22 protein-coding genes are annotated in these 24,391 nt (G+C 41.2%); 4 read left to right on the top strand and 18 right to left on the bottom strand.

The genetic code is table 11. The features are described 5' to 3' along the window. Window positions 1-127: 127 nt before the first annotated feature. Window positions 128-2,701 carry a M1 family metallopeptidase gene (locus tag J8L71_RS01780; protein ID WP_210999000.1) on the top strand — a complete coding sequence of 858 codons (2,574 nt, stop codon included), beginning with the start codon at window positions 128-130 and terminating at the stop codon, window positions 2,699-2,701. Window positions 2,702-2,806: 105 nt separating this feature from the next. Here the strand turns inward: J8L71_RS01780 and J8L71_RS01775 are convergent, their stop codons facing one another. Next, window positions 2,807-3,172, bottom strand: coding sequence for a hypothetical protein (locus J8L71_RS01775; RefSeq protein WP_210998999.1), 366 nt, complete (start codon window positions 3,170-3,172; stop codon window positions 2,807-2,809). Between the two features lie 64 nt (window positions 3,173-3,236). Next, window positions 3,237-4,109: a hypothetical protein gene (locus J8L71_RS01770; protein WP_210998998.1), complete on the bottom strand. Its 873-nt coding sequence runs from the start codon at window positions 4,107-4,109 to the stop codon at window positions 3,237-3,239. A gap of 117 nt (window positions 4,110-4,226) precedes the next feature. Between J8L71_RS01770 and J8L71_RS01765 the strand changes: the two genes are divergently transcribed. The 3 genes from J8L71_RS01765 (at window position 4,227) to yjjG (ending at window position 6,423) form a co-directional block, all read left to right on the top strand. Then, window positions 4,227-5,126: a phosphoribulokinase gene (locus J8L71_RS01765; protein WP_210998997.1), complete on the top strand. Its 900-nt coding sequence runs from the start codon at window positions 4,227-4,229 to the stop codon at window positions 5,124-5,126. Between the two features lie 64 nt (window positions 5,127-5,190). Then, window positions 5,191-5,730, top strand: a complete 540-nt coding sequence (gene yjjX, locus J8L71_RS01760) for an inosine/xanthosine triphosphatase (RefSeq protein ID WP_210998996.1) — start codon at window positions 5,191-5,193, stop codon at window positions 5,728-5,730. Between the two features lie 18 nt (window positions 5,731-5,748). Continuing rightward, window positions 5,749-6,423 carry a pyrimidine 5'-nucleotidase gene (gene yjjG, locus J8L71_RS01755; RefSeq protein WP_210998995.1) on the top strand — a complete coding sequence of 225 codons (675 nt, stop codon included), beginning with the start codon at window positions 5,749-5,751 and terminating at the stop codon, window positions 6,421-6,423. A gap of 83 nt (window positions 6,424-6,506) precedes the next feature. Here the strand turns inward: yjjG and lpxC are convergent, their stop codons facing one another. From lpxC to mraZ, 16 genes are all read right to left on the bottom strand, one after another. Beyond that, window positions 6,507-7,418, bottom strand: a complete 912-nt coding sequence (gene lpxC / locus J8L71_RS01750) for a UDP-3-O-acyl-N-acetylglucosamine deacetylase (RefSeq protein WP_058547027.1) — start codon at window positions 7,416-7,418, stop codon at window positions 6,507-6,509. Between the two features lie 106 nt (window positions 7,419-7,524). Beyond that, window positions 7,525-8,772, bottom strand: a complete 1,248-nt coding sequence (ftsZ, locus tag J8L71_RS01745) for a cell division protein FtsZ (protein ID WP_210998994.1) — start codon at window positions 8,770-8,772, stop codon at window positions 7,525-7,527. A 21-nt stretch (window positions 8,773-8,793) separates the two neighbouring features. Beyond that, window positions 8,794-10,026 carry a cell division protein FtsA gene (gene ftsA, locus J8L71_RS01740; protein ID WP_058547025.1) on the bottom strand — a complete coding sequence of 411 codons (1,233 nt, stop codon included), beginning with the start codon at window positions 10,024-10,026 and terminating at the stop codon, window positions 8,794-8,796. Continuing rightward, on the bottom strand, window positions 10,023-10,799 hold the full coding sequence (locus J8L71_RS01735) for a cell division protein FtsQ/DivIB (protein WP_210998993.1): 777 nt from the start codon (window positions 10,797-10,799) through the stop codon (window positions 10,023-10,025). The genes ftsA and J8L71_RS01735 overlap by 4 nt, the downstream gene beginning before the upstream one ends. A 1-nt stretch (window position 10,800) precedes the next feature. Next, on the bottom strand, window positions 10,801-11,721 hold the full coding sequence (locus J8L71_RS01730) for a D-alanine--D-alanine ligase (protein ID WP_210998992.1): 921 nt from the start codon (window positions 11,719-11,721) through the stop codon (window positions 10,801-10,803). Beyond that, entirely contained in the window at window positions 11,718-13,169 is a 1,452-nt protein-coding gene (gene murC / locus J8L71_RS01725; RefSeq protein WP_210998991.1) for a UDP-N-acetylmuramate--L-alanine ligase, read from the bottom strand. The genes J8L71_RS01730 and murC overlap by 4 nt, the downstream gene beginning before the upstream one ends. Continuing rightward, window positions 13,170-14,246, bottom strand: a complete 1,077-nt coding sequence (gene murG, locus J8L71_RS01720) for an undecaprenyldiphospho-muramoylpentapeptide beta-N-acetylglucosaminyltransferase (protein WP_210998990.1) — start codon at window positions 14,244-14,246, stop codon at window positions 13,170-13,172. It abuts the gene before it with no gap. Next, window positions 14,243-15,418: a cell division protein FtsW gene (gene ftsW / locus J8L71_RS01715; protein WP_210998989.1), complete on the bottom strand. Its 1,176-nt coding sequence runs from the start codon at window positions 15,416-15,418 to the stop codon at window positions 14,243-14,245. Before ftsW ends, murG begins: the two co-directional genes overlap by 4 nt. Further along, window positions 15,415-16,749 carry a UDP-N-acetylmuramoyl-L-alanine--D-glutamate ligase gene (gene murD, locus J8L71_RS01710; protein WP_210998988.1) on the bottom strand — a complete coding sequence of 445 codons (1,335 nt, stop codon included), beginning with the start codon at window positions 16,747-16,749 and terminating at the stop codon, window positions 15,415-15,417. The genes ftsW and murD overlap by 4 nt, the downstream gene beginning before the upstream one ends. Further along, the gene (gene mraY, locus J8L71_RS01705) at window positions 16,750-17,832 is read right to left on the bottom strand and encodes a phospho-N-acetylmuramoyl-pentapeptide-transferase (RefSeq protein WP_210998987.1); all 1,083 of its coding nucleotides are present in this window, start codon (window positions 17,830-17,832) and stop codon (window positions 16,750-16,752) included. It lies immediately after the preceding gene. Continuing rightward, complete coding sequence (gene murF / locus J8L71_RS01700) at window positions 17,826-19,214, bottom strand: UDP-N-acetylmuramoyl-tripeptide--D-alanyl-D-alanine ligase (protein ID WP_210998986.1); 1,389 nt, start codon at window positions 19,212-19,214, stop codon at window positions 17,826-17,828. The genes mraY and murF overlap by 7 nt, the downstream gene beginning before the upstream one ends. Continuing rightward, the gene (gene murE, locus J8L71_RS01695; protein WP_210998985.1) at window positions 19,211-20,689 is read right to left on the bottom strand and encodes a UDP-N-acetylmuramoyl-L-alanyl-D-glutamate--2,6-diaminopimelate ligase; all 1,479 of its coding nucleotides are present in this window, start codon (window positions 20,687-20,689) and stop codon (window positions 19,211-19,213) included. Before murE ends, murF begins: the two co-directional genes overlap by 4 nt. Further along, the gene (locus tag J8L71_RS01690) at window positions 20,682-22,502 is read right to left on the bottom strand and encodes a penicillin-binding transpeptidase domain-containing protein (RefSeq protein WP_210998984.1); all 1,821 of its coding nucleotides are present in this window, start codon (window positions 22,500-22,502) and stop codon (window positions 20,682-20,684) included. Before J8L71_RS01690 ends, murE begins: the two co-directional genes overlap by 8 nt. After that, entirely contained in the window at window positions 22,499-22,825 is a 327-nt protein-coding gene (gene ftsL / locus J8L71_RS01685; RefSeq protein ID WP_058547014.1) for a cell division protein FtsL, read from the bottom strand. Before ftsL ends, J8L71_RS01690 begins: the two co-directional genes overlap by 4 nt. Continuing rightward, complete coding sequence (rsmH, locus tag J8L71_RS01680) at window positions 22,822-23,760, bottom strand: 16S rRNA (cytosine(1402)-N(4))-methyltransferase RsmH (protein ID WP_210998983.1); 939 nt, start codon at window positions 23,758-23,760, stop codon at window positions 22,822-22,824. Before rsmH ends, ftsL begins: the two co-directional genes overlap by 4 nt. Window positions 23,761-23,788: 28 nt before the next feature. Further along, window positions 23,789-24,247, bottom strand: coding sequence for a division/cell wall cluster transcriptional repressor MraZ (gene mraZ / locus J8L71_RS01675; protein WP_210998982.1), 459 nt, complete (start codon window positions 24,245-24,247; stop codon window positions 23,789-23,791). Window positions 24,248-24,391 lie beyond the last annotated feature (144 nt).

The raw sequence follows: 24,391 nt of genomic DNA, 5'->3' as shown, positions 1-24,391 counted from the left end.
TATTTTATCCAAGCTATAATCAATTACTCCATTCTAAAAAGCTGTTAGGATACCCACACTCTAAATAATTAACGCATAAAAAAGCCTATTTAGGGTAGTTTCTAACAACAACAATCTAGGGATTATTATGTTTTTTAAAAGCTTCTTAACGGTGAGCGTTGCTTTAGCAATGAATGCTGCAAACGCTAACGAATTCGTTATCGAAAAACTCGCAAAACCAAGCTCTCAGCAGGTATCGTTAACTCTCGACCCAAGCCAAGATACATTCACAGGGATGACTGAAATAGCCCTAGAAGTACTAAAACCAACAAAATACATTGAGCTAAACGGGGTAGCTTACGCTGTTAAAATGGCGCAACTACTTGGCGAAGAAAACTGTGATTTAAGTAATGAAATGCTTAAAACCGGTAAAGTTAAATTTAGCTGTAATGAGCAAATTCAACCGGGTAAATACACGCTTAAAGTTGATTTTTCTGCGCCTTATAACCGCCAAAGTGTCGGTTTATATAAAACGTTAGACCAAGGCACACCTTATTTATTTACCCAATTTGAAATGAATGATGCGCGTCGTGCGTTTCCTGTTTTTGATGAACCAAATTATAAAATTCCATTTCAACTGACAATTACCGCGCCTACATCTCAAAAAGTATATGCTAATACGCCAGAGTTAAAAACAACCGTTAACGGCGATATGACCACTCACTATTTTGATAAAACGCCGCCAATTCCTTCATACCTTGTAGCGATGGCTGTTGGCCCGTTTGAAGAGTTAAACATTGAAGGCATGCCTATTCCTGGTCGTGTTATTACGCCACAAGGCAAAATTCACTTAGCCCAATACGCTAAAGAAAATATGCCAAAAGTACTGAGCGCACTTGAAGCCTACTTTGGTATTCCTTATGTTTATAAAAAACTAGACTCTGTTGCTGTTCCAGAATTCCCGTTTGGCGCAATGGAAAATTCAGGTCTGGTAACTTACCGTGAAGATATTTTACTAGTTGATTTAGCCGCTGCAACTCGCAGTAAAAAGCAGCGCAACGTGTCTATTATTGCTCACGAACTTGCTCACCAATGGTACGGTAACTTGGTAACCATGAAGTGGTGGAACGACTTATGGTTAAATGAAGCGTTTGCAAGCTGGATGGCGGCTAAAATTACTAAGCAGCTTAACCCTGAGTTTGAATCACACCTTGATTTACCGCAAAACAACGTAATGGCACTTGATGCTCGCCTAAGTACTAAACCTATTCGTAAGCCTATTAAAACCGATGCCGATATTATGGATGGCTTAGGCTTAGCATACTCTAAAGGTAGCTCAGTGCTTGCAATGGTTGAAAACTGGATTGGCGAAGATGCATTCCAAAAAGGTATTCAAAGCTATTTAAAAGCGTTTTCTTTTAAAAATGCCGAAGCTGCAGATTTATGGGAAGCGTTAGGTAAAGCGTCAAATAAAGATGTAGCAAGTGTTTTAAAATCGTTTATTGAGCAATCGTCTTTCCCACTAGTAAATGTTAAGCAGCAAGGTAAAAAGCTTACTATTTCGCAAAGCCGTTTTGCAAACGCCGGAGTTGATGCCCCTGCACAACTTTGGAATGTACCTGTAGCTATAAAATATGGCGCCGGCGATAAAGTAAAAACAGCTAATATTTTACTAAATAAACAAAGCCAAACGCTTGATCTAGATTTTGAACCTGAGTGGATTTACCCTGACCAAGGTGCTTTAGGCTACTACCGCTGGGTAATGGATGATGCACAATTTAGCGCACTTATTAAAAAAGCCCCTAGCGTACTAAGCGATCGTGAGCGCCTAGCACTGCTTTCAGCTACTGATGCATTACTTGATGCAGGTGTTATATCTGCAGCAAAATTAATGCAAACGCTTGAAGTATTTGTAAGCGATAGCCACCCTCGCGTAGCTAATACTGCACTGGGTTACTTAGTATCGCAGCAGCGCACCTTTAAAGATGAAAGCAATAAAGATCTATGGCCTGAATTTATTCGTGGTGCTGTAACGCCTGCGGCTAAAAAATATGGCCTAGAAGCGAAAGCCGGTGAAGACGGTGCTATTTCACAGTTAAGAGCAGCTGTTGTGTCTCGTTTAGGTTTTGATGGCGAAGATCAAAGTGTAATTAATAAAGCAAAAGAGCAAACACAAGCTTACTTAAAAGATCCGCAAAAAGTAGACCCTTATTTAGCGGGCACCTACTTAACACTTGCCGCTTTTCATGGTGATGAAGCATTACTTGATCAATTCATGACGACGTTTAAAACGACAAAAGATCCACAAGTACGTACGAACATGCTTGCTGCAATGAGCTTTTTTGGCGAGCCAAAACTTCAAAAAGCGGTATTGGCTTATAGCCTAACTGACGAGGTAACGGCTTCTGATATGCGTACTATTTTATCAGGCCAACGTTATACCGATGAGCGCCAAGCGCTATTTATAGATTGGGTATACAACAATTACGATAAAGTAACTGCAAGCTTGCCACCTTTCTTTATTCCTAACTTACCGTACTTTACAACAGCAAGTTGTGACGCACAGAGCTTAGCTAAAACTCAGGCCTTTTTTAACAAAAAAGTAGCTGATGTAGCCGGTTATGCACGTACATTGAGTAAACTAGAAGAAAGCACAAGCGATTGTATCGCTCTTAAAACACGCGAGCTTGAATCGGTTAATAGCTTCTTAAAAAGTAAGTAACTCTTAGATTCATTAAACTATAAAAATACAAAAGCCGCTGAATATTAAATTCAGCGGCTTTTTAATAAATATCTTAACCAAGTTTTTGCTTAACTAAGCCTTTTATTAACCACCAATGATCATAGTTAATTTAGCTACAAAGTCTTTTGCAGCTTGCTCTGAGTTTATTTTAAACGCCACGCCGTAATGAATTGGCTGAGCACTTTTAAATATACGCGTAGGGAAACGGGTCATTTCACTACTGTGAAAATAACCGGGGGCGCGTACAACCCCATCTATATCACTAAAGTCATCGCTAAACACTTCGAATGCTGGGCGAATTACAATTTTACCTTTACCACTTTCGCTGTGAGTGTAAAACGCTTCTTTAGAGTTTACTAACATGTACTCTGCAATGTTCTTAATTTTAAAATTACTTCTGCACTGTAATTTAATGAGCTGCTCTGTAAGCTCTTCTGCGCTGTAAGCCACGTTGTAAATCCTATAATAGTAAGTTGCGCAATACAGTAACGTATACGCACTGCAAAGTCCGAATTTATTTTACATCACACACAAAAGCGAGCTTATCATTGTTATAGCTCATACGAGTGATTGTGGTATCGCAATAAGTAGTTAAATCTAGCCACTGTGAAACCTCATTATTACCTGTAAGTTGACGTTGATACACGCGGTTTTTAATTGCATAAGCAATCGTTGTATCATTTTTTAAAATAAAGTCTTGTACGTTTGCAGGTAACCTTAATAAGTCTTCAACTTGCTTAGTTTGTGCATTAAAGCTCGCTAAAATATGCTGATCGTTTTTAGTGTAACTAAATAAAAATTTAGCCATTGAATGGTTATAAATTAAGGTCCGGCCAATATTACTTGCCGCAATATGCCCTTTAGCAGCCTCTACTGAGGTGTATTGCAGTGTATGAGGCTCACCTAATATAAACATGACTAAATCATTTTGAACACCCCAAACATGGTAGCCTACAGGTTCTATCCAATCAAAAATACGACGTGGGCTTTGCTGTGTATCTAACGGGTACTCCCATAGTTTTTGCTTAGAATCTTCCTCAACCACAATGGCTGATAAACTCTTTTTGTTTGGCATAACTGTTGGAGAGTATTCACTTACAGGTGAGTTTGTAAGATTACTAACTTGTTTTGTAGCGAAATCATAATACGCAATATCTGTTTGGCTTTGCTGATTAGAGATAACTTCATGAGTAAAGTAAATACCAGTATTTGTTAGATAAGGTTGGTTGTTATAGCTCTTTTTATCACTTATCAGCTTAACTTGTACCCCAAAAGGCATATTTAAATCAGCGAGTAATATTTGGCTCTTTGGCATGCTAGCATGCGCCACACTTAGGCTAAGCGCTGCTATTGAGAAGAGTCCGAGTAATGGGTTAATAAGTTTCATGCTTTCTCTCGTTTTAATTTTAAGCACCCCATGATAACGTTATTTGCTGGTGGCGTCACTTGAGCAGAGCCAGTAGACTTTTTATAACTAACGTGGTCCTTAAAAAGAGAAATAAACATGTCAGCTAAACATCCTATCATTGCTATTACAGGTTCTTCTGGTGCCGGTACTACTACCACCACTAATGCTATTAAACATATTTTTCGTAGCTTAAATATAGACGCAGCTTTTGTCGAAGGAGATAGCTTTCACCGTTACACTCGCCCTGAAATGGATAAAAAAATACGCGAAGCCCAACAAGAAAGTAAGCATATTAGTTATTTTGGCCGAGAGGCAAATGACTTTGGTGCACTAGAAACGCTCTTTAGCCAATACAGCGAAACAGGGCAAGGTAAGCTACGTCGTTACTTACATACTTTTGATGAAGCAGTGCCTTATAACCAATTACCGGGTACGTTTACACCGTGGCAAGATCTTGAATCAAGTACCGATTTAATGTTTTACGAAGGTCTGCATGGCGGTGTCGTTGATCAAGATCATGATGTAGCTAAGCACGTTGATTTACTTATAGGCATGGTGCCTATAATTAACCTTGAATGGATCCAAAAGCTGATCCGCGATACCCAAGATCGTGGCCACTCTCGTGAAAAAGTAATGGATTCAATTGTACGCAGTATGGATGACTACATTAATCATATTACGCCGCAGTTTTCGCGTACTCATATTAACTTTCAACGTGTACCAACCGTTGACACTTCTAATCCTTTTAGCGCAAAAGATATTCCATCACTTGATGAAAGCTTTGTCGTTATTCGTTTTAGGGGGATTGATGATGTTGATTTTCCGTATTATTTACAAATGATCGAAGGCAGCTTCATGTCTCGTATAAACACACTTGTGGTCCCTGGTGGGAAAATGGGTTTAGCGATGGAGCTGGTGCTTACCCCACTTATTAAAGATATTATTATTAAAAAACGTGCCTTGGAGAACTTAGCACCTTTGGATATACCAATATAACTAATCTTCTCAGGTCTAGTTTTCTCACGTACACTGCTGATTTATAGTAACAATAAGGGATATTGTGTCGTACTCATTAAAAATTGTTGTAGGTTCTAAAAACCCTGTAAAAATTAACGCTGCTAAACATATTTTTGCAATGTATTTTCCTGAGCATGAGATTGATTGCCAAAGTGTTGATGCCCCCTCCAATGTACCAGATCAACCTATTGGCGAAGAGCAAACGCGCATTGGTGCACAAAACAGAGTAACCTTTTGCAAAAATACCTATAAAGCAGACTACTACTGTGCAATGGAAGGCGGCGCAGAGCAATTTAGTTACGGTGCGGCAACCTTTGCCTATGTAGTAATTAATAACGGTTCAGAGCAATCTGTAGGACGCAGTAGCAACTTACCCTTACCTCAAGTTTTATATAATGCACTGTTAAACGGTGAAGAGCTTGGCGACGTAATGGATAAAGCCTTTAATACTCAAAATATTAAGCAAAAAGGTGGCGCTATTGGGCTTCTTACTAATAACCATGCAACCCGTGAAAGTACTTACACTCAAGCACTTACTTTAGCTATGGCACCATTTTTACACCCTGCTTTATATAGCAAATGAATTAATTTAGGAAGCTTAATGAAATACAGTTATGTACTGTTTGATGCCGATGAAACATTGTTTAGATTTGATATTCTTGCGGGTATGACCCGTATGTTTAAAGCATACGGTATACAGTTTACTAAAGATGATTATGTACATTATCAAAAAACCAATAAGCAGCTGTGGCTAGATTATCAAGATGGAAAAATTAGCGCTGATTACTTGCAGGTAACCCGCTTCAACGAATGGGCTGAAAAACTAGATGTACCAGCCAAAGAATTAAATGATGCTTTTTTAGATTCTATGGCGCAAATTTGCGAGCCTTTACCCGGCGCTATTGAGCTTTTAAATAAACTAAAGCCACACGCTAAATTAGGTATCATAACTAACGGGTTTGCCCGCTTGCAGACTGTGCGTTTAGAGCACACTGGTTTAAAAGATATGTTTGAGTGGTTGGTCATATCAGAGCTCGTGGGAATAGCAAAACCTAATAAAGCTATTTTTGATCATACTTTTGAGTTAATGGGTAACCCCGATAAGAGCCAAATATTAATGGTGGGTGATACTGCCTCAAGCGACGTACTTGGCGGTAGTAACGCTGGTATTGATACGTGTTGGCTACAACATCCAGGGGAGCAGCTGCCGGAAGGTATAACTCCGACTTATACAATAACCACCTTAGATCAATTGCAGTCCATTCTTAAAATTTAGCTAAATTAAAAGCAAAAAAAATGACGCTATTTAGCGTCATTTTTTATAACTGTTTGTGAGCGTGTATTTTTTAAAATACTAAGTTAGGCAGTCGCTAACTCAAGGCCGGGTGCAGGCATCGTAACAGGCGTTTCAAATGTTGCCCACTCCCACGCTGACTCTGTCGCCATAACTTTACGAAGTAACTTATTATTTAAATCGTGACCCGATTTAAATGCCGTCACTTTACCTAAAAGGTTGTGACCTGTCATAAACATGTCACCAACACAGTCTAGTATTTTATGCTTAACGAACTCATCGCTGTAGCGTAAACCATTAGGGTTTAACACTTTAAACTCATCAAGTACTACTGCACTATCCATGCTACCACCTAGCGCTAGGTTGTTAGCATGCATGTATTCTATATCTTTCATAAAACCAAAAGTACGTGCGCGGCTAATTTCTTCAGTAAAGCTTTGTGCCGTAATGTCTAAACCAACACGTTGGCGACTTTCGTTAATTGCCGGATGATCAAAAGCAATTTCAAAGTCGATATGAAAACCATCATATGGTTCTACTTCGGCCCATTTATCGCCTTCTTCAATACGTACTTTTTCTTTAATACGAATAAAGCGTTTTGCGACATTTTGCTCTTCTATGCCGCCTTTTTGTAACAAGTATATAAATGGTAATGCACTACCATCCATAATAGGTACTTCTGAGCTATCTAATTCTACAATTAGATTATCAATACCCATTGCAGCAACCGCTGCAATTAAGTGCTCGGTAGTAGATAAGCGAACGCCATCTTTGTTTATTAAACAGGTACATAACTGCGTATCACCAACGGCTTCAGGTGTTGTTTCAAATTCAACAACCGGATCAAGGTCCACACGACGAAATACAATCCCAGTATTTGCGCTCGCAGGTCGGAGAGTTATTGTGACCTTCTCACCTTTATGAAGTCCAATTCCTATGGCTTTGACTACTTGTGCAATCGTACGCTGTTTAATCATAGGTTCGCTCACTTTAAAATCAGTTACAGTTAGACGGCGGAGTTTAACATAAATCCTTTTGCCTTTCAATATTCGTACATATTTCAAACAAAAGTATTAATTAATGTTAATCAGCCTGCTTACGTAAAAAAGCAGGAATATCAAAATAATCACCGCCTTCTGATTTATCTGCTTTTTTACTGTTTTGCGCCGAAGAGCTAGTTGAACTGCTTGAGCTGGTAGATTCTGTTTGTTCTTTAGTTTCTACTTGTGTGCTAGCAGTGCTTTCTTCAGAGCTTGTACCTTGGCTTGCAAAGCTTGGTACGTACATACTACTTGTTTGGTTTGATGAACTAGTAACATCAGAACCTGACGCCTTTTTAATACCGTTATCGACAATACCAAATTGTGGACGACGATCGCCGCCTAAACCAGTTGCAACAACCGTTACACGTAACTCGTCGCTCATTTCTGGATCAATAACCGCACCAACAACAACCGTTGCATTTTCAGACGCTAGCGCCTTAACGTGGTTACCAACAATTTCAAATTCTTCAATTGCAATGTCCATACCTGCGGTAATGTTAACTAATATGCCTTTAGCACCAGTTAAATCAACGTCTTCTAGTAATGGGCTTGAAATTGCTGCTTCAGCAGCTTCTTGTGCACGATCAGGGCCAGACGCAGAAGCAGTACCCATCATAGCAGTACCCATCGCTGACATTACTGTACGTACATCGGCGAAATCCACGTTAATCAAACCAGAACGTGTAATCAGCTCGGCAATACCTTGTACTGCGCCAAATAATACGTCATTAGCTTTAGCGAAGGCATCTAGAAGTGTAGTCCCTTTTCCTAAAACTTTAAGCAATTTATTGTTCGGAATTGTAATAAGAGAGTCTACAATTTCTGACAATTCATTAATGCCTTGTTCAGCCGCAGATGCACGTTTTTTACCTTCAAAATCAAAAGGACGCGTTACTACTGCAACGGTTAAAATACCTAACTCTTTAGCAATTTTAGCAACCACTGGTGCTGCACCAGTACCTGTACCACCGCCCATACCCGCAGCAATAAATACCATGTCGGCGCCTTCAAGGCTTGCACGGATGGTTTCTTCGTCTTCTTCAGCTGATTGACGGCCTACTTCTGGGTTTGCGCCCGCACCTAACCCAGAGGTTATTTGCGTGCCAAGTTGTACTGTAATGTCTGCTGCTGAATTACGTAATGCTTGTGCATCCGTATTAGCAGCAATAAAACGTACGCCTTCAATTTGTTGTTTTACCATGTGCTCAACAGCGTTACCGCCGCCACCGCCCACGCCAATTACCTTTATTACGGCTTCTTCACCGTGCTGTTCCATCATATCAAACATGTTTACTCTCCGACTTGAGTATTAAAACTCGCCTTGGAACCATTTAGTAATGCGGTTCCACCAATTATTGTTATCCTCTGCTTTCGACTTTTGTGCATTCATCGATTGCATAGTGCGCCCGTATTGTAACAAACCAACAGCGGTTGCGTACGAAGGATCATCTACATAGTCTGTCAAACCAACCATCCCGATTGGTTTGCCTATTCTTACTGGCATTTGAAAAATGTCTTCTGCCACTTCCATAGCGCCAGTCATTTTAGCAGTCCCGCCCGTGATAACGAGGCCTGCCGCAATTTGGTCTTCTAAGCCTGAACGACGAATTTCTTCCATCGCCAACTCAAATAATTCTCTAAAACGAGGCTCAACAACCTCAGATAACGTATGACGCGACATTAATCTTGCAGGTCGCCCACCTACGCTTGGTACTTCAATAGTGTCTTCACTACTGGCCATTTGGCTATTTGCACATGCGTATTGTACTTTGAGTGACTCTGCATGTGATATAGGTGTACGAAATATTTTTGCAATATCACCCGTCACTTGGTTACCTGCCACTGGAATAACAGCTGAATGACGCTGAGCACCATTAATATAAATGGTGATATCCATTGTACCACCACCAATATCAAGTACGGCTACACCTAGCTCTTTTTCGTCATCAGTTAAAACTGAGTAACACGACGCCAGTGCCGTAAATATAAGTTGATCTACTTCTAATCCGCAGCGCTGAACACATTTTTCAATGTTTTTAGCCATGTCGTTCGAACACGTAATTATGTGTGCTCGCGCTTCCATACGCACGCCGCTCATGCCTAGTGGGTTTTTAATCCCTTCTTGCATGTCGATGCTGTACTCTTGCGGTAATGCATGTAGCATTTTTCGCTCTGCAGAAATAGGCACTGAACGCGCAATATGAATGACGTTTTCAATGTCTTCATCTGTCACTTCGGTGTTGTTGATTGCAACTACACCGCTTTCGTTTTGACACTGGATATGTTTGCCAGAAATTCCTAAGTACACTGAGCTAATTCGACAATCAGCCATTAACTCGGCCTCATCAATAGCTCGGCGAATCGACTCAGACACTAAGTTTAAATCGTTAACGCCGCCTTTATCCATACCATGAGATACTTGGCTGCCCACACCAACAATGCTGAGCTTGTTATCTGCGGTGATTTCACCTACCGTGGCAACCACTTTCGAGGTACCAACGTCTAATCCAATCACGAGGTTTCTTTCTGCTGACTTAGTCATGCCTTACTCTTATTTTGTAATTGTTCTTCTTGCAGCGGCTTAAAGCTTACTGCAAGGCCGGTATCATACCGTAAATCGATTGTATCTACTTGTGCATTTGCACGTTGTTCCATTCGCGGGTAAACATCTATAAAACGTTGTACGCGTTTAGCTTTATCTTTACGCCCTAAATCTAAGCGTATTCCGTTATCTAACCATAACTGCCACGAAAACCGCTCAGACAGTGCAAGGCTTGAAAGCGTCAGGTTATTTACCTTTAGCATTTCATCAAATTGCTTAAACGCAACCCATGCTTCTTCTTCACTGCCTTCAGGGCCATATAATTGCGGCAGGTCGTGTAACTTATCACTACTTGCTTGAAACGCTTGGCCACCTTGGTTAAGTAACAAATCACTATTCCAATGAGCTACAGCCTTATGCTCAACAACATATACTTGAACTGTATCGGGCCATTGCTTTCGTACTGAAACAGTAGCAACCCAAGGCAAGTCTTGAACTAGCTGCTGCACATGCTTTACATCTAATTCAAAAAAGCTACTTAAGTCAGCCTGCTTTATTGCTTTTATAATTGCTGTTTCTTCAGTGTACTTTGGTTGGCCTTGTACAATTAAGTGCTTTATCTGCGCATCTTTGTTCTCTACAAGCCAATCTGATACACCCGTAGTAATTTGCACAAGGCCGATGACTACTATCAGAAAAAAACTCACCCCAAAAACCAGCGACCAATTTAGGTTCAGCTTGATTTGTTGGGCTTTTTCTAAAAGGGGGTGCATATTAAAGCGTTTGCTCTAAAATGCGAACAACTAATTGCTCAAAAGTTGCCCCATTCGCTTTTGCCGCCATTGGCACGAGCGATTTTTCGGTCATACCCGGTACTGTATTTACTTCTAATAAATAAAAATTACCTTGCTCGTCTTGCATAGCATCTACTCGCCCCCAGCCACTTGCCCCTACTAAATCAAAAGCATCAAGCGACATTGCTTGTAAGTGCTGTGTATCTTGCGCCGATAAATCGGCTGGGCAATGATACTGCGTTGTATTTGATTGATACTTAGCTTGATAATCATAAAAACCGTTAGGTGTAGTCATTTCAATAACAGGCTGCACTTCGCCGCCAAGCACTGTAACGGTAAATTCTCGCCCTGTTATCCACTGCTCCACTAGCACTTGATTATCGAACTTAAATGCGTGAGCCAAAGCTTCATCTAGCTCTTGTGCTGTGCTTGCTTGCGCCATACCAATGCTTGAGCCTTCATGTGATGGCTTAACCATTACTTTTTTAAACTCATCCATAATGGCTTTAGCATCAAAACCTTTTTTAGCATCGACGACTGCATAAGGTGCTGTACTTAAACCAGCAGATTTAAATAGATGCTTACAACGAACTTTATCCATAGCCAGCGCAGAGCCAAGCACATTACTACCTGTGTAAGGTAGATTCATAAACTCAAGCGCACCTTGCACAGTGCCATCTTCACCACCACGGCCGTGAAGAGCAATAAAAACACGATCTACATTTAATTCTTTTAAATCCCACAGCGAGCGATTTTGAGGGTCGAATGCAATTGCATCTACGCCACTATTTTGTAGCGCGTTTAAAACAGCCTGACCCGAGCGTAAAGACACTTCACGTTCTGCTGAGTTTCCACCTAGCAGTACCGCTACTTTACCAAATTGTGTATTTACCTGAGTCATACTTCACCCTGTTTAAGTTTTTCTATCGACATACCCGTGGCAGCTAATGTTTTAACTAGTTGGCCTATGTTACCAGCACCTTGGGTTAATACTAAATCATTATTTTGTAAGTTTGCTGCTAGCACACCTGCAAGTTCAGCATTGGTAGCTACGTGCAGAGGCTCTTTGCCGCGTTGACGCAAACTACGACACAGACTTTTACTATCAGCTCCTACAATGGGGTCTTCTCCAGCGCTGTACACATCAAGTAAAAGTAATTGATCAACATCGGCTAATACTTTTATAAAGTCTTCGTATAAGTCACGAGTACGGCTAAATCTATGTGGTTGATAAACCATTACCAAGCGCTTATCTGGCCACCCATCACGAACAGCCGCTATGGTAGCCGCTACTTCTGACGGGTGATGACCATAATCATCAACAAGCATTACATTACCGCGCTCGTTCTCAAATTCACCGTAATGCTGAAAACGACGACCAATTCCTTCAAACTTTTGCAGTGCTTCTAAAATCGCATAATTAGCAATGTTTTGATCTTTAGCTACAGCAATTGCAGCAGTTGCATTTAATGCATTGTGCTTACCAGGCATATTAAGCGTGGCCGTTAAGCTATCGCCATTTTTACTTGTTACGGTAAACGTACACGTATTGGCAGATTGACTAAAGTCGCTCATGCGATAATCTGCATCGCGCGCTTCGCCATAAGTAATGACAGGACGAGCAAAACGCGGAATTAGCTCGCTAGCTACTTCTGAGTCAATGCACACCACAGCTAAGCCATAAAACGGTAGGTTATGGATAAAATCTACATAGGTGTCTTTCATTTTCTCAAGACTACCACCGTAGGTATCCATGTGATCCTCTTCAATATTAGTGATCACCGAGACCATTGGCTGTAAATGTAAAAACGACGCATCACTTTCATCTGCTTCTGCAATTAAAAAGTCGCTTTTACCAACCTTTGCATTACTACCTGCACTATTTAATAAACCACCAATGATAAAGGTAGGATCAAGCCCAGCTTGGGCATAAATACTGGCAATTAAACTCGTTGTTGTTGTTTTACCATGAGTACCCGCAATAGCAATACCATGGCGAAAACGCATTAACTCGGCAAGCATTTCTGCACGGCGAACTACTGGTATACGCGCCGCTTTTGCAGCTATAATTTCTGGGTTTGTTTCATCTATTGCGCTTGAGACAACCACTACGTTGGCATCTTTTACGTTATTTTCATGATGGCCAATAAAGACTTCTGCACCGGCTTTTATCAGGCGCTCTGTCATTGCACTGTGTGCAATATCAGACCCTGTAATACGGTAACCTTCAAAAGCAAGCACTTCTGCAATACCGCCCATACCAGCACCACCAATACCTATAAAGTGTATAGTGTCTATTCGACGCATTGCTGGTCGTGAATATTTTTCTTGTAATGACGTTTCTTTCACTTATTTTCTCTTATTTGTTACTTGCTCACAGTGCGCAGCTACGCTTGCTGTGGCATCTAAAATGGCTTGCTTTTTAGCATTATTAGCCATTTCATCAATTAATTTTGGTTGCGCTAAATAAGGACTCAACAGCGCAACAATAGACTGATTATTAAATTGCCCTTGTGGCATCAATAAAGCGCCATTAGCCATTACTAAATACTGTGCGTTAGCAGTTTGATGATCGTCAACGGCATGCGGAAATGGTACAAATACGGCCATTTTACCCGCTGCGGCAATTTCGCTTACCGTTAGTGCTCCCGCTCGGCAAATTACGATGTCGGCCCAACTATACGCTGCATCCATATCATCAATAAATTGTGCTACTTTTACTTGCTGCTCAGTAAATTGATGTAGTTTATAAGCAGCTTTAACGCTCTCTAAGTGCCCTTTACCCGTTTGGTGCCACACATTTAAATCACATGTGTTTGCCATAACTTTAAATGCTTCAGGTAAGGTCTGATTAAGTACTTGAGCACCTAACGATCCACCTACAACGAGTACATTTATAGGGTTTGAAACTTCTCGCTTAGGCACATCAGCCACACTTTGGCGAACAGGATTACCTACAAGCTCAGCTTGGCCTTTATCAAAAGCACTTGGAAAAGCAGCGAGTACTTTATTAGCAAATTTAGCCAACCATCTATTACTCATTCCAGCAACCGCATTTTGCTCATGAATAACCAGTGGAATACCTAAACTTTTAGCCGCAATACCGGTTGGCCCGGTTACATAGCCACCCATAGCAAGTACTACATCAGGTTGTTGAGATTTCAATACCTTACGCGCCTGCAATATTGCATTAAGTACCATGAATGGGGCTTTAATAAGACGCTTTAAGCCATTACCGCGTACGCCCTTTACATTAATAAAATCAATCTCAATATTGTGCTTTGGCACAACCTCGGCTTCCATTCTGTCTGGTGTGCCTATCCAGCTGACTACCCAGCCTTGGTTTTTTAAATAATCAGCTACAGCGATCCCCGGAAATATATGCCCGCCAGTTCCGCCTGCTACTACTACTAATTTTTTACTCATCGCTTACCTCCACGTGAGGTGGCTTGCTTGGTGGCCATTTTAGTTTCAAAATCAACACGCAATAAAATACCAGTGGCAATCGTCATCATTAATAAGCTTGAGCCACCATACGAAATAAACGGAAGCGTTAACCCTTTAGTGGGTAATATTCCCGCACTGGCACCAACATTAACCATGGTTTGAAACGCAAACCAAATGCCAATTGCTAACGCTAAATAGCCCTCATATTCTTTACCGTTTTTAAGTGCTGTTTGGCCAATTAATAAAGCCCTAAACACCAAAGTACCTAACACCATTAAAATGCTTAGTACGCCTACAAAACCAAGTTCTTCTGCGATAACAGCAAAAATAAAGTCGGTATGAGCTTCTGGTAAGTACTGTAATTTTTGTACACTATTTCCAAGCCCTTGACCAAACCAATCACCTTGACTGTATGCCATCAATGACTGCACTAACTGATAGCCTTTACCAAATGGATCATCCCAAGGCTCTAAAAAGCCAACAACCCGTGCCATTCGATATGGCTCTAAAACAATTAAGCCAACAACCAGCGCAACGCCTGTTAAAATTAATGCAAAAAACTGCCAAAGCTTTGCGCCAGCTAAAAATAAAAGGCCTACCGTTGTAACAAACATAACAACCACGGTGCCTAAATCGGGCTGTAATAAAATAAGTAATGCGTATACAGCAAACACTGCTATTGGCTTTGCAAAGCCTTTAATATTTTCTTGTACTTCTTCTCGTTTACGTACCAAATAACCGGCTATATAACTAAAAAAGAATAACTTAGCTAACTCAGATGCTTGTATATTAAAAGGCCCTACAGGTATCCAACGCGTTGAACCATTTACCTCACGGCCAACTATTAGCACAACAAGTAGCAGCACTAAACCTATTAGCAATAAATAAGGGTTGGCTTTTTTCCACCAACTCATAGGCACTAACGTGGTTATCCAAAATAAACAAAACGACAACGCTAAAAAAATACCGTGTCGAATTGTAAAATGGTAAATATCACCAAACAGCCTATCTGCAGTAGGCATTGAGGCGCTGGTCACCATTATAAAACCCACCCCAATAAGCATTAACATGCAATAAAGCAAAGGCACATCATAAAGCTGGGCCGATGGTTTAGGCGTTAGGGCTTCTTTTAAATCAGCAAAAGCAATCATAATTGCCCTTCCATTACACACTGCACAAAGTCATCACCACGTTGCATATAATTGTTATACATATCAATGCTGGCACACGCAGGAGCAAGCAAAACAATATCACCACGTTTGCTAAGTACTTGTGCAAGTGCCACAGCTTCTTGCATATTATTTACTAAATGAGATTTACTAGTAAGTGCCGCAAGTTTATTTGCATCTTTACCAAAGCAAACGAGCGCTTTTACATGATTTTTTATATATGGTTTTAGCGCACTTAAATCAGCACCTTTAGCATCGCCACCCGCTATTACAATCAGGTTTTCGTACTCTGAGGCTAAACTATCGATTGCCGCTATAGTTGCGCCAACATTAGTGGCTTTAGAATCGTTAAAGTACTTAACGCCATTTTTATCGCTTACAAATTGACAGCGGTGCGCTAAACCATGAAATTGGCTAAGTGCTGTTGCGTACTGATCTTTGGTAATATTAAACGGGCTCAATAACGCCATAACGGACAGGGTATTTAAGTAATTGTGCTTACCTACTACCGCAAGTGTACTAACAGGTAGAAATGCCTCGCCCTTCGCTATAAAGTGCAGCTCACTATTATGCTCAGCTAAGTGATAATCACCTTGGTCAGTGCCAAAACTCATTTGCGGCGCTAAAGAGCGGCTAATAGGCTTAGTTTGAATATCATCTGCGTTTATTACTACAAGCTCAGCATTGTTATAAATGCTTAATTTTGAGTCGATATAAGCTTGGTAGCTGTCGTAACGATCTAGGTGATCTTCAGATACATTTAATACCGTCGCGCTAATAGGTTTTAAGCTCGAGCTGGTATCAAGCTGAAAACTTGAAAGCTCCAGCACATAAACGTCAAAATCATCGCTTAATAAATCTAATACCGCAGTACCAATATTACCGCCAAGCGCGACTTTATAACCTGCCGCTTTTAGTACTTCATAGGCAAGGGTTACAACGGTTGATTTACCATTTGAACCCGTTACCGCTACAACCGGTTTAGTATTTATGCGAGCAAATAGCTCAACGTCACCAATTACTTCAACGCCTGACTCAATAGCCTTTGCGATAGCGGGTATTTTTAAGCTTAGCCCTGGGCTAATAATGATCATGTCACTTTTACAAAGTGCTGCACCGTCCAAGTTACCAAAGTGAGTACTTAGCTGTGGCGCATGCTCTTTTAGCCAATCAATCCCGGGGGGATTTTTGCGGCTATCTATAACCTTTGGCGAAAAGCCATGAGATAATAAAAAACGCACAATGCCCAGACCGGTTACACCGAGTCCGAGCACTGTTATTTGTTTGTTTTTTATCTCGTTTAAATACTGCATTTATCGAATCTTTAATGTCGCAAGGCCTGCAAGCACAAGCACAATAGAAATAATCCAAAAGCGCACAATAACGCGTGGCTCAGGCCACCCCTTTAGTTCGTAATGATGATGAATGGGTGCCATTCTGAAAATTCGTTGTCCCCGTAATTTGTATGAGCCTACTTGTAATATTACCGACACAGCTTCCATCACAAACACGCCACCCATAATAATAAGCAGCAACTCCTGGCGAACTAAAATAGCAATAATGCCCAGCGCACCACCAAGTGCAAGCGAACCTACATCGCCCATAAATACTTGTGCCGGATAAGTGTTAAACCATAAGAAGCCTAATCCAGCGCCAACAATAGCGGTACACACCACTACAAGCTCACTAGCAAGTGGTAAATGCGGAATATGTAAGTAAGCCGAAAAGTTAATGTTACCCGTTAAGTAAGCAATTATGGCAAGTGCTGCCGCGACTAAAATAGTAGGTACTATAGCTAAGCCATCTAGGCCATCGGTTAAGTTTACGGCGTTTGAGGTACCGACTAATGCAAAGTAGGTAATTACAATGTAGAACAGGCCTAACTGCGGTAATACGTCTTTAAAAAATGGCACAACGAGAGAGGTTTCAGCCGCTTGTGTGCTGGTTGCGTAAAGCGCTGTGGCAACCACTAATGCAATTACCGATTGCCAAAAATACTTCCACTTTGCAATTAGACCTTTTGGGTCTTTACGAATAACCTTACGGTAATCATCTATAAAGCCCACCACACCTAATGAGCCAATTACAAATAAAGTAGCCCACACATATTTATTTGATAAATCAGCCCACAGCAAGGTACTTGTAAAAATAGCGCCTAAAATTAATATGCCGCCCATAGTAGGCGTGCCTCTTTTAGACAAATGCGATTCAGGGCCATCGTGGCGAACAACTTGGCCTATTTGCATGCGTTGTAATGCACGAATCAGCTTTGGGCCAAAATATAACGACATCATTAACGCAGTCAAAATACCTAAAATGGCACGCAGCGTTAGATACGAAAAAACATGAAAACCACTAAAATACTGAGTTAAATACTCTGCCAGCCAAACTAACATGATGATACTCCATTGATGGCATGTTGCTGGCCATTTACTAAATCGGTTACTAATAATTCCATACGAGAACTGCGCGATCCTTTCACTACTATTGTGGTTTTACTATCTACTTTACTAAGACTTAATTGAATTTGTTTGAGCATCTCATCACGATTTGAAAAATGACGATTAGGCTTTTCAAATACATCACTGGCTGACTTGCTAAGCACACCGAGGGTAAATAGCTCATCAATCCCTTGCTCTAATGCATACTCGCCAACCTCTTGATGATACATACGAGCATCTTCACCAAGCTCTCCCATATCACCAAGCGCTAAAATACGGTGACCTTTAATATCACCAAGCAAATCAATAGCGGCTTTTACCGACTTAACGTTTGCGTTATAACTGTCATCAATTACCGTTAATACGTCACTGACTTTAATTAGATTTACGCGGCCTTTAACATCTCCCATAGTGGCAAGTGCATTAGCAATTTCTTCAAGAGATACGTCAAATTCGCTGGTAAGTGCTGCGGCAATTAGTGCGTTACTAATATTATGTTTACCCGGAAGCGCCAAAGTTACAGGCACTTGTTTGTTGTTGGTACACAGGGTAAAGCTTGCTCTAGCGTTTTCGTCTAGGCTAATATTTTCAGCCCAAATATCGAGTTTTTCTGTACTTGATAAGCGCTTAACATTTTTACCTGTTAGTTTATCAAGCCAATATTGGCTAAATTCACTATCGCAATTAACAATGGCAACGCCATCATCTTTTAGGCCATCAAAAATCTCACCCTTTGCTTTAGCAACACCCATTAAGCTGCCAAAACCTTCTAAATGAGCAGCCGCCACATTACATACAACAGCTACATCGGGTTTAGCCATTGCTGTTGTATAAGCAATTTCACCTAAATGGTTTGCTCCAAGCTCTATTACAGCAAAGCGATGCTGTGGCTCTAAACGCAATAAAGTAAGTGGTACACCAATGTCGTTATTAAAATTACCTTTAGTGGCAAGTACATCACCATGCACAGATAAAATAGCAGCGCACATTTCTTTTACAGTGGTTTTACCCACACTGCCGGTAATAGCAATTGTTTTAGGAGCAACTTGCGCCATTACCGCTGCACCAATATCACCTAATGCAATGCGCGTATCGCCAACAACAAATTGTGCAATATCAACAGCTACTTTATGTTGAACAATGACACCAATAGCGCCTTTTTGTTTTGCTTGTTCTATAAATTTATGGCCATCAAAATTAGGGCCTTTAAGTGCTAAAAACACGTCACCTTCGCAAATGCTGCGGGTATCAGTATTTATATTAATCACTTTTTGATTATCACCTTGATAATCGGTTGCTAGCACATTAGCCAGCCAATCAAAATCCATTGGGATCATTGAGTTATCCCTCTTACTGCTTTTTTTAGTTGTTCTTGTACATAACGGCGATCACAAAAGTCTATGCGCGTATCGCCAATTATTTGATAATCTTCATGTCCTTTGCCAGCAATTAAAATAACGTCGCCGGCTGCCGCATTATTTATTGCGTAACTAATTGCGGTTGCTCTGTCGGCCTCTAAATGAGCCTTTTCAGGATGCGTTAAACCTGCTGCCACATCTGCAATAATGGCGTCTGGGTTTTCTGAACGTGGGTTATCGCTAGTAATAATAACCTTGTTAGCATTTTGCTCTGCAGCTTGCGCCATTAAAGCACGCTTGCCTTTATCTCTATCACCACCACAGCCAAATACACAGCTTACACCGCCTGGCACATGTTTTTGCAGCGCTTGTAATGCAAGTGCTAACGCCTCAGGTGTATGTGCATAATCAACAACACATGTTGGCTTGTCTGCTTCGCTAAATGCTTGCATACGCCCAGCAACAGGCTGTAAATGCGCACAACCTGCAACAAGTTGCTCCAGCGGATAACCTAAACTAAGTAATGTAGCGAGCGCGGCAGTTAAATTATATAAATTAAATTCGCCAAACAGCGGTGATTTTATCTTAACATCACCCCAACTTGTGATTAATTGCGCCGAAATACCATTGTTAGAATATTCAACGTCAGAAAAATACACAAATTTGGCATTAGCAGGGGCTAAATTTTTACGCCCATAACATACTAAGTGATTAAAACTGTATTTTTCTAGCCACTGCTCTGCTTGCCCATCATCTTGATTGAGGACTACATGCTGTGGTTCAAAATCGCGAAACAACATCAGTTTTGCATCGCCATAACTTGCCATATCACCATGGTAATCTAAGTGGTCACGCGATAAATTAGTAAACACCGCCGCTTTAAATTGGCACTGTGCTACACGCTGCTGCACTAAACCATGCGATGAGACTTCCATAGCAATCAGTGCTTTATGCTGTTGGTTTAAGTCGCTTAGTATATGCTGTAAATCAACAGTCGAAGGCGTGGTATTAATAAGGGGCGTAAGTGTATCAGGATGACCATACCCTAACGTGCCTATAATGGCCGAATCTGTACTGCAAAATTGCGCTAAATGAGCAATCATTGCTGTTGTGGTTGATTTGCCGTTAGTACCCGTTACACCAATTAAATCTAAATCGTGACTAGGTTGGTCATAGAAACGACTTGCTAGTTCTGGCAGTTTTTTATCAAGCTCTGTTACTAAATAAAGAGGTTCAAAGCTTACGTCAAATTCACATAATCTGTCTGCAATAATAGCTGTAGCGCCGTTCTCTATTGCTTTTTCAATAAACTGTCCACCATCTAATTGGTGACCTTTTATAGCAACAAACACATCTCCGGGGGTAACATCACGGCTATCGAGTCGTAGATGTTTAACTACCTGCGAAGGTGCATCTATTTCGATGTATTTTAAAATCGCCTTTAAATCACGCATCGTTATCTTTACCTTTTACGTACGCAACCTCTTCCTTGTCTGGTGCAACGTTTAATATTCTTAATGCGTTAGAGATGATTTCTGCAAATGCAGGGCCAGCAGTGGCACCTCCATAGTACACATCACCACCAGGCTCGTTAATCATAACTACCACAGCCAAACGTGGGTTACTCGCAGGTGCAACACCCGCAAAATAACCTACGTATTCATCACCATAACCACCAGCAACAGCCTTTTTAGAAGTCCCTGTTTTACCAGCAGCGCGGTATCCATCAACTTTTACATTACGCGCAGTGCCATCTTTTTCAAACACGCTTTCCATCATGTGTACTACGGCTTCTACGTCTTTTTGCTTAAAGATACGCTCGCCTTCAGGTACATTATCTTGCTTTAAAATAGTAAGAGGACGATTTACACCACCGGCCCCTAACATGGTATAAAAACGCGCCATTTGTGCGGTACTTACCGAAATAGCATAACCAAACGACAGCGTTGCAATTTCAAAGTCCGACCAACGACGATTTGGATAAAATAAACCACTGCTTTCACCCACCATGCCAGTGCCGGTATCGCTGCCAAAGCCTACTTTTTGGTATAGCCCTACAAGGTAATCTTTTGGCACTTGTTGCGTTACTTTAGCTACGCCCATGTTTGATGAGTATTTTAGGATTTCGCGAAGAGTCATTTCACCATGGTTACGGGTATCTCTTACTAAGCTTCCACCTAAACGCATCCAACCTGGGTAGGTATCAATCGTGTCGTCAGCTTTAATTGCGCCGTAGTCTAGCCCAGCCAAAATGGCTAGTGGCTTAACGGTTGAGCCAGGTTCAAACAAATCGGTAATTGCACGGTTACGACGCTTATGTGGCGCTGCGTCATTTAAGTTATTGGGATTGAATGAAGGGCTGTTCACCATGGCAAGAACTTCACCGGTTTTAACATCAACCACCATGGCCGATCCCGATGTTGCTTTATAGGTGAGTACTGCAGATTTTACTGCTTTATAAGCTATGGCTTGAATACGTTGGTCAATACTTAGTTGAATGCTTTCTGGCTCTACACGCTCACGTTCATCTAGTACTTCAACCTCACGACCTTGGGCATCTTTACGAATAGTACGGCGACCCTCTTCGCCTGTAAGTGCATTTTCGTAGAGCTTTTCAATGCCCTCAATGCCTTTACCATCAATGTTTGTAAAGCCAATAATATGGGCTGTTACTTCACCTGCTGGGTAATAACGTTTAGATTCATCAAGTAAATGAATGCCTGGCAAGCGTAGATCGCCAATATAATTTGCAACAGCTGGCGTAACTTGACGCTTTAAATACACAAAACGACGGCTAGGATCGTTCAAAAGTCTTGAATTGATCTTTTTAGGGTCAATCCGCAGTACATCAGCAAGCTCGCGCCAGCGTAAATCGTTTTTATAATATAAGCTGGTACGTTTATCTAGCTCTGCGGTATTTTCAGCAAGTGCTAGGTGCTCTTCACCATCTTTACGCGCTTGTTTAACTACTTTAGCAACAAGTGATTTATGCAGCGCTTTTGGATCTGCATACACACTCACCACAGGTACACTGACAGCCAGTTCTTTACCGTGTCGGTCAAATATCATCCCACGTTGTACATGCAGTTTTTCTACTCGTACAGTACGTTTATCGCTTTCTGAGCGCGCTTTATCAGGCTCAATTACTTGCAAATAAGCAGCGCGAGACACCAGTGTAACAAACACCATAAACACCACACCACACACTAACATAAAGCGCCATGTGATTAAGTTTGCTGCTGGTTTTTTGCCTCTACTTGTTCTCATTGTACTATTATTACCTGCTCATCTTGACTGGTAGGTCGTTTCATTTTTAATTGCGATGTAGCTACTTCTTCAATACGTGCATGCTGTGAGTAAAACTCTTCTTCTACAAGTAAATAGCGCCATTCTAAATCAAGTTCATCACGCTCTTGTAGCAGCGTATCTTGCTTAATGAGCTGTCCACGGGCTAAGTGAGTTACCTGCACAACAGCTAAGCTTGATGCGAATATCACAACCAACAAGGCCGAGGTTAGCTTGTTAGCTCCTAGGCCTTTTAATATTTCTAAAAATAAATTGGGTTGGCGATAATTCGCTTTTTTACTCATCCCAGCCTCTGTGCAATCCTAAGTACTGAACTACGCGAACGAGGATTACGTTCTATTTCTGCAGCACTTGGCTTGATAGCTTTACCCACTGCTTTTAACGTCAGATTTTTATTTATTTGTGCATCGGTTAAAGGCAGACCTCTGGGTAATGCTTCTCCCTTACTCTGTTTTCTAATAAATTGTTTAACAATTCTATCTTCAAGAGAATGAAACGAAATAACCACTAGACGCCCACCTGGTTTAAGCACTTTAACGGCAGACTGTAATGCAGTTTGAATCTCTTCAAGCTCACTGTTTATATAAATTCTGATTGCTTGGAAGGTACGTGTCGCTGGGTGCTTAAACTTATCTTTTACCGGCACAGCTTCATCAACCAAATCAGCAAGCTGCTTAGTGGTCGTAATTGGTGTATGTTCACGTACCTCGAGTACTTTATGCGCAATACGTTTACCAAACTTTTCTTCACCGTAGGTTTTAATTACATGGGTAATGTCTTCAAGCTCTGCTTCTGCAAGCCACTGCGCTGCGCTTCTTCCACTGGTTGGATCCATACGCATATCCAGCGGGCCGTCTTTCATAAAGCTAAAACCACGCTCCGCGTCATCAAGCTGAGGTGACGACACCCCTATATCAAGCAAAATGCCATCTACTTTACCTAACAGATCGTTTTGCTCTGCTACGTCGTATAGGTTTGAAAAGCGGGTGTGTGCAATCGCAAAACGAGAGTCGTCTGCAAATTTTTCAGCTGATTTTATAGCTTGTGGATCTTGATCTATCGCTTGTAAGCGACCTTCATTACCAAGGCGTGCTAAAATTTGTCCAGAGTGACCGCCACGTCCAAAAGTACCATCCATGTATATACCGTCTGGCTTAATTGCAAGGGCATCGATGGTTTCGTCCATAAGTACGGATACGTGTTCAAATTGCGCTGTCATTAGCTATTGTTTGCCTTTTTTTGTGCCGTTAGAGTGTGAAATTATCTAAATCTTGGTTAGGTTCAAAATTACCAAGCCTCTCAAGCTCAGTGTCCTGCTGCATTTGCTCGTGCCAACGCGCCTCGTCCCAAATTTCAAATTTATTCATCAAACCAACCAGCATTATTTTTTTGCCAAGTGATGCATGCGACCGCAATGACGGCGCTAGCAAAATTCGACCATTTTTATCAAGTTGATACTCTGTGGCGTTACCAAGCAACATACGCTGCATGCGACGAGCGCGAGGATTCATATTAGAGATTTTGGCCAAACGGCTTTCAATTTCAAGCCACTCAGCAAGTGGATACAACCATAAGCACGGCTCATTTAATGCGACGGTACATATAACCGTTCCCTGATCTTCAGATAGCAGCGTATCTCGGTACTTGGTAGGTACCGCAAAACGTCCTTTATCGTCCAAACTCAGTGAACTCGCGCCACGAAACATGAAAAGCCTACTTTTAAATTGTGTAATCGACTTTCGATTAATTTGATCCAGTTAGATCCACTAAAAACCACTTTTTACCACAGTGCTCCAGTTTAGGGCTTGACAAGCTCATTTGTCAAGTAAGCTGACCAGCTTTAACGACTC

It is taken from the genome of Pseudoalteromonas sp. MMG007 (assembly GCF_018100985.1).
Taxonomy (GTDB): Bacteria; Pseudomonadota; Gammaproteobacteria; order Enterobacterales; family Alteromonadaceae; genus Pseudoalteromonas.
Note: the sequence above shows the minus strand (reverse complement) of the source record. Positions and strands in the feature narration are given on the sequence as shown.

Coding starts and splice junctions, on each gene's coding strand:
- J8L71_RS01780 (WP_210999000.1), top strand. CDS start 128: ATGTTTTTTAAAAGCTTCTTAACGGTGAGCGTTGCTTTAGCAATGAAT.
- J8L71_RS01770 (WP_210998998.1), bottom strand. CDS start 4,109: ATGAAACTTATTAACCCATTACTCGGACTCTTCTCAATAGCAGCGCTT.
- J8L71_RS01765 (WP_210998997.1), top strand. CDS start 4,227: ATGTCAGCTAAACATCCTATCATTGCTATTACAGGTTCTTCTGGTGCC.
- yjjG (WP_210998995.1), top strand. CDS start 5,749: ATGAAATACAGTTATGTACTGTTTGATGCCGATGAAACATTGTTTAGA.
- lpxC (WP_058547027.1), bottom strand. CDS start 7,418: ATGATTAAACAGCGTACGATTGCACAAGTAGTCAAAGCCATAGGAATT.
- ftsZ (WP_210998994.1), bottom strand. CDS start 8,772: ATGTTTGATATGATGGAACAGCACGGTGAAGAAGCCGTAATAAAGGTA.
- ftsA (WP_058547025.1), bottom strand. CDS start 10,026: ATGACTAAGTCAGCAGAAAGAAACCTCGTGATTGGATTAGACGTTGGT.
- J8L71_RS01735 (WP_210998993.1), bottom strand. CDS start 10,799: ATGCACCCCCTTTTAGAAAAAGCCCAACAAATCAAGCTGAACCTAAAT.
- J8L71_RS01730 (WP_210998992.1), bottom strand. CDS start 11,721: ATGACTCAGGTAAATACACAATTTGGTAAAGTAGCGGTACTGCTAGGT.
- murG (WP_210998990.1), bottom strand. CDS start 14,246: ATGAGTAAAAAATTAGTAGTAGTAGCAGGCGGAACTGGCGGGCATATA.
- ftsW (WP_210998989.1), bottom strand. CDS start 15,418: ATGATTGCTTTTGCTGATTTAAAAGAAGCCCTAACGCCTAAACCATCG.
- murD (WP_210998988.1), bottom strand. CDS start 16,749: ATGCAGTATTTAAACGAGATAAAAAACAAACAAATAACAGTGCTCGGA.
- mraY (WP_210998987.1), bottom strand. CDS start 17,832: ATGTTAGTTTGGCTGGCAGAGTATTTAACTCAGTATTTTAGTGGTTTT.
- murF (WP_210998986.1), bottom strand. CDS start 19,214: ATGATCCCAATGGATTTTGATTGGCTGGCTAATGTGCTAGCAACCGAT.
- murE (WP_210998985.1), bottom strand. CDS start 20,689: ATGCGTGATTTAAAGGCGATTTTAAAATACATCGAAATAGATGCACCT.
- J8L71_RS01690 (WP_210998984.1), bottom strand. CDS start 22,502: ATGAGAACAAGTAGAGGCAAAAAACCAGCAGCAAACTTAATCACATGG.
- ftsL (WP_058547014.1), bottom strand. CDS start 22,825: ATGAGTAAAAAAGCGAATTATCGCCAACCCAATTTATTTTTAGAAATA.
- rsmH (WP_210998983.1), bottom strand. CDS start 23,760: ATGACAGCGCAATTTGAACACGTATCCGTACTTATGGACGAAACCATC.
- mraZ (WP_210998982.1), bottom strand. CDS start 24,247: ATGTTTCGTGGCGCGAGTTCACTGAGTTTGGACGATAAAGGACGTTTT.